This is a genomic window from Citrobacter sp. Cy070, from assembly GCF_030332245.1.
GTDB lineage: Bacteria > Pseudomonadota > Gammaproteobacteria > Enterobacterales > Enterobacteriaceae > Citrobacter > Citrobacter youngae.
In genome coordinates this window covers 262,148-271,500 of record NZ_JAOWIG010000051.1, presented here as the reverse complement: position 1 = coordinate 271,500, position 9,353 = coordinate 262,148, and the positions used below count along the sequence as shown (strand labels likewise).

The 9,353-nt window shown below is 47.8% G+C and carries 9 protein-coding genes and 1 pseudogene; 3 read left to right on the top strand and 7 right to left on the bottom strand.

Features of this window, described 5'->3' with window-relative positions; genetic code table 11:
- The 4 genes and pseudogenes from OGY19_RS07380 to OGY19_RS07365 all read right to left on the bottom strand — a co-directional run.
- Window positions 1–287: pseudogene (locus OGY19_RS07380) on the bottom strand (IS1-like element IS1A family transposase); the annotation flags it as partial.
- A 153-nt stretch (window positions 288–440) separates the two neighbouring features.
- Entirely contained in the window at window positions 441–641 is a 201-nt protein-coding gene (locus OGY19_RS07375; RefSeq protein WP_071887368.1) for a hypothetical protein, read from the bottom strand.
- 82 nt (window positions 642–723) lie between these two features.
- Window positions 724–1,458 (bottom strand): LytR/AlgR family response regulator transcription factor, encoded by a 735-nt coding sequence (locus tag OGY19_RS07370; protein ID WP_115601707.1) that lies wholly within the window; start codon window positions 1,456–1,458, stop codon window positions 724–726.
- Window positions 1,459–1,472: 14 nt separating this feature from the next.
- Complete coding sequence (locus OGY19_RS07365) at window positions 1,473–3,170, bottom strand: sensor histidine kinase (protein ID WP_115601708.1); 1,698 nt, start codon at window positions 3,168–3,170, stop codon at window positions 1,473–1,475.
- Window positions 3,171–3,557: 387 nt separating this feature from the next.
- On the opposite strand from OGY19_RS07365, the gene alaC reads away from it, so the two are divergent.
- Window positions 3,558–4,796 (top strand): alanine transaminase, encoded by a 1,239-nt coding sequence (gene alaC / locus OGY19_RS07360; RefSeq protein ID WP_061068244.1) that lies wholly within the window; start codon window positions 3,558–3,560, stop codon window positions 4,794–4,796.
- A gap of 65 nt (window positions 4,797–4,861) precedes the next feature.
- On the opposite strand, the gene ypdK is transcribed toward alaC, so the two are convergent.
- Entirely contained in the window at window positions 4,862–4,933 is a 72-nt protein-coding gene (ypdK, locus tag OGY19_RS07355; RefSeq protein WP_010723117.1) for a membrane protein YpdK, read from the bottom strand.
- Between the two features lie 343 nt (window positions 4,934–5,276).
- Here ypdK and OGY19_RS07350 point away from each other — a divergent pair, with 343 nt between their 5' ends.
- Window positions 5,277–5,894, top strand: a complete 618-nt coding sequence (locus OGY19_RS07350) for a lysozyme inhibitor LprI family protein (RefSeq protein ID WP_115601709.1) — start codon at window positions 5,277–5,279, stop codon at window positions 5,892–5,894.
- A gap of 41 nt (window positions 5,895–5,935) precedes the next feature.
- On the opposite strand, the gene lpxP is transcribed toward OGY19_RS07350, so the two are convergent.
- Window positions 5,936–6,856 (bottom strand): kdo(2)-lipid IV(A) palmitoleoyltransferase, encoded by a 921-nt coding sequence (gene lpxP / locus OGY19_RS07345; RefSeq protein ID WP_115601710.1) that lies wholly within the window; start codon window positions 6,854–6,856, stop codon window positions 5,936–5,938.
- Between the two features lie 440 nt (window positions 6,857–7,296).
- On the opposite strand from lpxP, the gene OGY19_RS07340 reads away from it, so the two are divergent.
- Window positions 7,297–7,539: a YfdY family protein gene (locus OGY19_RS07340; protein ID WP_048211012.1), complete on the top strand. Its 243-nt coding sequence runs from the start codon at window positions 7,297–7,299 to the stop codon at window positions 7,537–7,539.
- 114 nt (window positions 7,540–7,653) lie between these two features.
- Here OGY19_RS07340 and pgtP read toward each other — a convergent pair whose 3' ends face one another.
- Window positions 7,654–9,045 (bottom strand): phosphoglycerate transporter PgtP, encoded by a 1,392-nt coding sequence (pgtP, locus tag OGY19_RS07335; RefSeq protein WP_040231431.1) that lies wholly within the window; start codon window positions 9,043–9,045, stop codon window positions 7,654–7,656.
- Window positions 9,046–9,353: the final 308 nt, after the last annotated feature.

Here is a 9,353-nt window from a genome sequence, read left to right as displayed (position 1 = left end):
TATGCGCGAGGTTACCGACTGCGGCCTGAGTTTTTTAAGTGACGTAAAATCGTGTTGAGGCCAACGCCCATAATGCGGGCAGTTGCCCGGCATCCAACGCCATTCATGGCCATATCAATGATTTTCTGGTGCGTACCGGGTTGAGAAGCGGTGTAAGTGAACTGCAGTTGCCATGTTTTACGGCAGTGAGAGCAGAGATAGCGCTGATGTCCGGCAGTGCTTTTGCCGTTACGCACCACCCCGTCAGTAGCTGAACAGGAGGGACAGCTGATAGAAACAGAAGCCACTGGAGCACCTCAAAAACACCATCATACACTAAATCAGTAAGTTGGCAGCATCACCGGAAGGTTGCTCTTAGTTAATTCAGTTTAGCCTGTAGCATGCTCTGTACGCGAAGTGGTCGCGAGTTAATGGTTTAGTTAGCTCGCGACCTGTTATTGTCAGTGAGATGTCGTGCTTGTTGCGTTTTGTATCGGCAGTTTCCCGGCTCTCAGTAGCACCATCTCTTGCTTGCACAGCAGTACGACAGCCTGACGAGCCTTCATTCGACGGGAGGTGAGGGCTTTTTTCACCGTACGGCGATCCGCACCCATTTCCAGCATCTGAAAACATAACTGGGATAGCACATGTCTGTATTTCATTGAAAATTCACTTTATTACGTTTTATAGCACCGGCAGTAGATCGCCATTTTACAACGATCCGCACGATCATGACTAATCGCACTATAAATGCATTAATTGCCTGAATTCTTTTACTTTGCTCCGGCTAACCGGGATTTCAAATTCCAGATCTTTTAATCGCAAAATATAGGTGTTGTTAAACCACGGTTCGATCTCGCGGATTTTGTTCAGGTTTACGCAGAATGAGCGGTGGCAGCGGAAAAAATGTGAAGCAGGCAGTTTGCTGCAAAATTCGGTGATGTTCATCGGCATGACATACGATTCGCGTCGCGTGTAGACGAAGGTCATCTTTTCATGGGCTTCAGCGTAGTAAATATCGTTGATTGGCGTAACGATGATCCGCTCGTCTTTGATCAGGTTGATCGTATCGTTTTCACGCATCACCGGGCTGGTAAGGGGGGTTCCTGTTTGCTGTTGCTGCCAGGCTGCCTCCAGTTTTTGCAACATGCTGACAATCCGTGATTCCTGGTACGGTTTCAGAATGTAGTCAAACGCTTCCAGTTCAAAGGCTTCAACAGCGTGTTCTTTCCAGGCAGTAATAAACACAATAAAGGGTTTATGCGCGAACTGACTGATGTTTTGCGCCAGCAGCACACCATCCAGTGACGGAATATTAATATCCAGAAAAATAGCGTCAACGCGGTTGTGCTGCAGGTATTTAAGCACATCCAGACCGTCGTCAAATGTGCCGACAATCTCCATCTGGCTGTGCTCTTTTATCAGCCAACTAAGTTCCTGTTGGGCCAGGAATTCATCTTCAACAATGATGACTTTCACAACTTAACTCCTGGTTAAAGCAATAATGTGGCCGGGGCTGCTGCAGGTGAGTGCTGGTTTGGCACGTAAAAAGCAATCTCTGTGCCAGGCTCAAGACGGCGGATATGTAGCCCTTCGCCGTACAGGAGTTTAACGCGGTGATGCACATTCAACAGGCCAATTTTATTGCCCGGCATTTCATTGGACTCAACGCGTTCAATGACTTTTGGATCGATACCATGACCGGTATCTCTGACGGCAATGCGCACCCGATTACCACATTCCGCCACGCTGATAGTGACCACACCTTTCCCTTTGCAGGGTTGGATCCCATGAACGATGGCATTTTCAACCAATGGCTGAATCAGCAGGCTGGGAATAAAACAGCTGACCTCTTCATCAATATCATAAATAACCGTCAACTTATCGCCAAAACGGGCCTGCTCAATGGCAATGTAATCCTTAATTTGATACAGCTCTTTCTTGATGTCGATCTGCTCATCATCTTTTAATTCAATATTATAGCGAAGATAGCGAGATAAATTAAAAATGAGCTGGCGTGCAGTGTCCGGGTTAAGCCGCACTGACGATGAGATCGCGTTTAACGCATTAAACAGGAAATGGGGATTTATTTTACTTTGTAGTGCCCGCAACTCTGCCTTATTTGCCATTTCACGTAGCTGCTCGGCACGGGAAACCTCAAGCTGAGTTGAGATAATTTGTGACAGGCCGATAGCCATTTCTTGTAATGAGGAGGTGATCTGGTGGGCATGGCAGTAGTAGATTTTCAGCGTACCGGTGACCACACCTTTTTCCCACAACGGTATTACCAGCATGGAGTGTATTTCCGGCGTGCGATGTGCTTCATCATTGTTCTTTATGATGATTTTTCCGTAATTTATCGCCTGCTGGGTGGTAGGGCTAACGAAATCATCGTTATCGTGGTAGTTCAGTTCACCCACGCCGACATAGGCCAGAACGTGCTGGGTATTGGTGATCGCGACGGCATCTGCATGAATATCATGGCGAATAATCTCGCACACCTGGCGTAGCGACTCGCTATTGACCTGACGAAAAAGCGGCAGGGTTTTGTTAGCGATATCCAGCGCCAGTTTAGCCTGTTTTGCCGCACTGGCTTCTTTCTCTCCTTCCACGCTTTGTACCAGCATGACGATAAAGCCGATACAGACGCTGCCAAGGATCATTGGGATACCGATTTTCGAGACAATATCCAGCCCCAGTTCGGTAGTGGGGGCCCAGGCGACCACCAGAATCATGGTCAATGACTCGCAAAGCATCCCGCCTAAAATACCGGCGCGCCAGTGTTGCGCCTTAGGGATTTTTCGGTTGATCCAACCTGCAATACAGCCAGCAAGGATACTGGTAATAAAACAGGGAAGGGCGGTAACACCTCCAATATCAATCAGATAACGGTGTGTACCCGCGATGAGTCCGGTAATGATACCGACCCATGGGCCGAACAGAATTCCTCCTGACATCACGGCAATAATACGCACGTTCACCAGTGAGCCTTCTACCGGTACACCAGACCAGGTGCTGAACAGTGCAAACATGGAGAAAATGGCAGTAACGGCGAGCAGCTCTTTCACCGAGTGGGCTGACTTGTGCAACAGTTCGCGGAACAGGCGGATACGAATCAGGAAAAACAGACAGAACAGCATCAGCGCTGCCCGATCAAAGACCGCCAGCAGCATATTGAATATTTCGTGCACAGGTGACTCTTGCGAAGGGGTTAAACCTCTATGATAGGTAACCTGAGGCAGGATGACCAGCATCCCTGTCAGCATGGACTAATGAGGAAAAACCACAACATTAAAAGGGGATTGTTGCATGATTGTTGTATTTACAATATATCTCCAGAGAAGGCGGACCTCAATGTAATGTATTTAACAACAAAATGTTAATAATTGGTGATTTCATAAGAGTTGGATATTCATGAATTTCCCGTTTTAGAAATGTTGTTCCTCTTTTATGCCGATAAAAAATATTTTGCTGTACCTCTCGACAGAAGGAAATTAATCAGGCTATTTTCTAAATGTGCCACCATCGTGGCAGCGTCGCTCGGACGGTCCGGGCGCTAACGTACATCTGAGGATATTATGGCTGATTCCCGCCCTGAACGTCGTTTTACGCGTATTGATCGTCTTCCCCCTTACGTTTTTAACATTACCGCTGAACTGAAGATGGCTGCGCGTCGGCGCGGCGAAGATATTATCGATTTCAGCATGGGGAACCCGGATGGGGCCACGCCTCCTCACATTGTCGAAAAACTGTGTACCGTGGCGCAGCGCCCGGATACCCACGGTTATTCAACATCGCGCGGTATTCCTCGTTTACGTCGGGCTATTTCTCGCTGGTATCAGGAACGCTATGACGTCGAGATCGATCCTGAATCCGAAGCGATTGTAACAATTGGCTCCAAAGAGGGGCTGGCTCACCTGATGTTGGCTACATTGGATCACGGCGACACGGTTCTGGTGCCTAATCCCAGTTACCCCATCCATATTTATGGTGCCGTTATCGCCGGAGCACAGGTGCGTTCCGTGCCGCTGGTGGAAGGGGTCGACTTCTTTAATGAACTGGAGCGCGCGATTCGCGAAAGCTACCCGAAACCGAAGATGATGATCTTAGGCTTCCCGTCCAACCCGACGGCGCAGTGTGTCGAACTGGAGTTTTTCGAAAAGGTCGTCGCACTGGCTAAACGCTACGACGTGCTGGTGGTTCATGACCTGGCCTATGCCGATATTGTCTACGATGGCTGGAAAGCGCCATCGATTATGCAGGTTCCGGGTGCCCGTGATGTTGCCGTTGAATTTTTCACCTTGTCGAAAAGCTATAACATGGCGGGGTGGCGCATTGGCTTTATGGTTGGCAATAAAACGCTGGTAAACGCACTGGCGCGCATTAAGAGCTATCACGATTACGGAACGTTTACACCGCTGCAGGTAGCCGCTATTGCCGCGCTGGAAGGCGATCAGCAGTGCGTACGGGATATCGCTGAGCAATATAAGCGTCGTCGCGATGTGCTGGTCAAGGGGCTGCATGAAGCGGGCTGGATGGTTGAAATGCCAAAAGCGTCGATGTACGTGTGGGCGAAAATTCCAGAGCAGTACGCCGCAATGGGGTCGCTTGAATTTGCCAAAAAATTGCTGAATGAGGCGAAGGTTTGTGTTTCGCCGGGGATTGGCTTTGGGGACTATGGTGATACACACGTGCGCTTTGCGCTCATTGAAAACCGTGACCGTACTCGCCAGGCAATTCGCGGCATCAAAGCAATGTTTCGCGCGGATGGTTTGCTGCCTGCCAGTGCGAAATCGACCACGGAAAGTACCGACTGATAACACGATTCCTCAAACGCAAACAGGAGCCAAATGGCTCCTGTTTTTTTGCTGCGTCTTTTTATTTAGATCATCAGGGCGAAAGTACCGGCCCAAACGATGACCATAAAAGAAATGCCCATAAAGAAATATTTCACTTTTCATCTCTCCGCGTACCTGGGGTACGTCTCAATGAACATATGCTTACCTGACAGAGAGCTGATGCGAGCATAAACGAAAGGGAGAATACCCCGCGCTTACTTGGCTGCATCACCTCAGAATTCTGAGCTTTAATGCTCCAGACGGCGCTAATGTACGCCTAAAAATGAGGTGAAACAAGAGGCATTTTTTTATTTAATTTTAGTAACTTACAAGTGTCGTGATTCGGCGACAGTTTAATTTCTGACGGTAATAAATTGCTATTGAGCGACGTGACTGTTACTCAGAGAATTCTCATATCACCTTAAGGTTAATGCGGTTAATTTTTCGCGGAATTTGATAATGAAAAGGTTAAAAATGACCAGATTAATGATGTTAGCACTTGTTCTTGCGCCATTGACGTCAATGGCGGCTGCACCGCAAGCGTTCAATTTCAGCTGCGCAAGTATTGGTGGTGTGAATAGTGATGGTAAAGGCAATGTATGGATTAATGGCGCAAAAGCGACCATTAAAAGCTTCAATGAAAATTACTGGGAGGCGAAGAGCGGTAAAAATACCGTCTCAATTTCCAGAAAAGATGACGGAAACCCGGAAGTATCCTGGGCTGGCCCAAACCGCAAGCATGGGATTTGTCAGCCTGAGGATAATGTTGATTATTCTCCGGCGAAAAAATCGGCCAACGCCGGTCCGTCTTACTCTTGCTCTGCGGTTCAAAAGGGAAGTGCGGAAGATATTATTTGCCAGAGCCCGTCGCTTTCTGCAATGGACATGAAATTGAACGGGATTTTTAAACAGGCACTGGCTAAATCGAAGAATGACCCGATGCTTAAAGCGGAACAGCGCGGGTGGATCAAAGGACGCAACGAGTGCTGGAAGGAGAAGGATAATGAGCCAGCCTGCATTGCCCGAAGCTATAATGAGCGAATGACTGAACTCCAGAACAAGTGGGGCGTTAAGTAATTCAGCCGTAGAAAAAAAGAAAGGCCATTCGGCCTTTCTTTTTAGACATATAGCGAGGCTTCACCCATCGGGCGCGTTTTGAAGCGACGGTGGATCCAGAGATACTGCTCGGGGGCGCGCATGATCTCTTTTTCGATAATTTTGTTCATATAGGCCGCGGCCAGGTTTTCATCTTTCGGGTAACCTTCCATTTCTGGCGTGATAAACAGACGGTAGCCGGAGTTACCAGATTTTCTCACCATGGTGACGGTCAGCATTTTCGCCCCCGACAAACGTGACAGCACGTAGGTACCGTTGGTTGTCGCAACATCTTTGACGGCGAAGAATGGCGCAAATGAACTGCCTTTACGGCCATAATCCTGATCGGGCGCAAACCATACGGCTTCCCCTTTTTTCAGTGCGCCGACAATGCCGCGCAGATTATTTCTGCCGATCATGGCTTTGTTCGAGCGCATACGGCCGCGGGTTTGTATCCACTCCATTAATTTGTTGTTGTGCGGGCGGTAGGTTGCCATCATTGGCTGGCAAAGCCCCATCACGCGGCCCCCCAGTTCCAGCGACATAAAATGCACGCCTACTACCATTACGCCACGGTTATGCGCCTGAGCGCGTTGCAGGTTGTCCAGACCTTCAACATCAAACCATTTACGCACCCGGCGATCTGGCCAGAACCAGGCCATACCGGTTTCAAGCAGAGCCATGCCGAGTGAGCGGAAGTTTTCGTCGACCAGTTTGTTCCTTTCTTCTTGCGACAGATTCGGGAAACAGAGTTCGAGATTTTTATGGGCAATGGATTCCCGGCGCTTTAAAAATGGGCGCGCCAGCGTACCTGTACGGGTGCCCAGAAAACATAAAACAGGATAAGGGAGTTGCACCAGTAACCAGAGCACACCGACACCGAACCATGTGAGCCAGTAGCGCGGATGCAAAAACGCGCGCGAAAATTTACATTGGGGGAACATAAGCACCTGTTGTTGGTACGAAAATAATGTATCGCGAAGATTCTTTGTCTACAGCGTTACTCTCTGTCACTGAACAGTTAGGTCACTATGAGCGACAATGGTTCCTGTAAAGAGTGTAAAACTGAGTCAGGACAAACCACGAGGGGTATGAATGATCGGACGCACAATGTACACCCGAAGATTAATGTCATCCAGAAATAATTCCTCAAGTTTCGTAAATGTTTTTTGGTCGATAAAAAGCAAGAATAGACTTATAGATAATATGTTGTTTTTATGACGATTAAATAAAGGTCAATGGAGAATGCCCGGTTCAGAAAATGAACAGTTATTGTAGCGAAAATGTTGCTCGAATTGCGAACGGATAGGAATTGTCTTAGACTATAAACTCAAGGATGTGTAAGGACTTACGTCGATTTTTACGGCAGACAGGAGGTAACGCTATGTTCTATTTTTGGACTTTCCTCGCATTGAGCATTCTGTGCGTTAGTTGCTATATTTGGCAGGTAATGGGCGCTGCCGCGTCAATTAGTTCTTTTTTCGGCATGGCTATCCTTACGGCATTAATTTATTTCTTTACCATACGGTTGACTGACGGAAACGAAATGGTAACGGGACTGTTTCTTTTTCTTGCCCCGACATGCGGATTGATCATTCGCTTTATGGTGGGGGACAATAAGCATTAAATCGCAGGTTCATAACTGAAACGCAATTATGTACCACATTGACTGATTTTCTGGCTTCCATCTGAGCAAACTAAAGTGCCAGCATCGCTGGCACTTTTTTCTCTCTAAAGCCGATTACCTGGCATCAGCAAGCTGCAACTCCGTGTCCTGTTGTTGGGCATTTTTTCGTTGTTGTTCGAGTTCCAGCGCCCCGCGGTGAGACAGATAGCAGAACAGAATGCAGCAGACAATCCCGCCCATCAACAGATAGAAACCGCCATGCCATCCCATTTTATCGACCATGACACCAAACAGACTGGTTCCCAGCGATGCACCAAAAATGTAGCTCATAAAACCGCGTAATCCGACCGCCGAACCGACAGCAAAGCTGGGGACGATTTCCATGGTCTGAACAGACGCAAGGAACTGGGGCACATAGATCAGGCACCCGACGATGGCGGCAAAAATAGTGACCATCAGCAGGGATTCACTTTTCCAGTAACCGATCAGGCAGACGAAGATCAGCGCCATACAAATCATGGCCAACGGCATGCGACGACCTTTAAACAGTTTATCGGTCAGCCAGCCCGCCAGCAGTGTGGAAGGAATTGCGGCCCATTCGAAAAACAGGAACGCCACACTCATTTGTTCTTTCGAGAAATGTTTTTCAGTTAACAGATAAATCGGTAACCAACTGATCATGCCAAAACGCACCATATAGACAAAAACATCTACCAATGAAACATACCAGGCATTTTTGTTACGCAGCACGTAGGTGCAAAAAATTTGAAAGGCGCTCATGTTTTCCGGTGCCTGGGTTACGTGCCGGGCATTTAACACGACTTTTTCTTCCGGCATCATCTGTTCCAGAGCAGGCAAGCCTTCTTCGCGCGGTGAGCCTTTGCCCAACATCAGAACAATAAAAGCAAACAGCACCGCGACACAGGCTGGGACAATATAGCTGGCGCTTTGCCAGTGTTCGCTGCCGAGAATGGCAAAAGCGGCGCCAACAATGGGGGCGACAATACCGCCACCGACGTTGTGTGAGATATTCCAGAATGCGCCAACGCGTCCGCGCTCTTTGCGTGGGAACCAGTTGGCGATGGTAATAAACGAGGGACCGACGCCCATCCCCTGGAACAGTCCGTTGAAGACGACCAGTGCGGCAAAAATCCAGAATCCGGTGCTGAACCCTAAGCCAACGTTGACAATGGCGCACAGGATCAGGCCGCAAGCCATAAAGACTTTCGGGCTGGCTTTGTCTGCCAGGCTACTCATGATGCCTTTACTGATCCCATAGGCAATTAGCATACAACTGCTGAGTAAACCAATCTGTGTTGCGCTGAGATCCAGATGTTCTTTCAGGTACGGGGTAGAGAGGGTGAAGTTATTGCGTACAATATAATACGCAAGATAGCCAAGAAATACGCTAAGTAACGCCTGAATGCGGTATCGACCATAAGTCTCCTGAATTTTCTCTTCCGGGACTTTATTTGCCGATGGCCCTGTCTTAAATATTGATAACATATCATCACCTAAATTTATATTGATGTGAATATCAGGATTTTTCGCAGTGAAGAGTGAAATAGATGGCTAAGAAATTCAAATTGAAGAAATGTGTCACTATTGACTCAATTTGCTGAAAGCGGGGCTGATTTTGACCTTTTTGAATTATGGTGAGGCCAGAGCTATTATTCTTAATGCATTTTTATCATCAGCATGTGCGGGTATTAACAAATTCAAACGACATTTTCAGGTATTCTTTATCTCTGTTATCGCATTCCGTCTGGTTATTTTGATAGCAGTTTTATCTTTTCCATGTGTCGTGATAAACG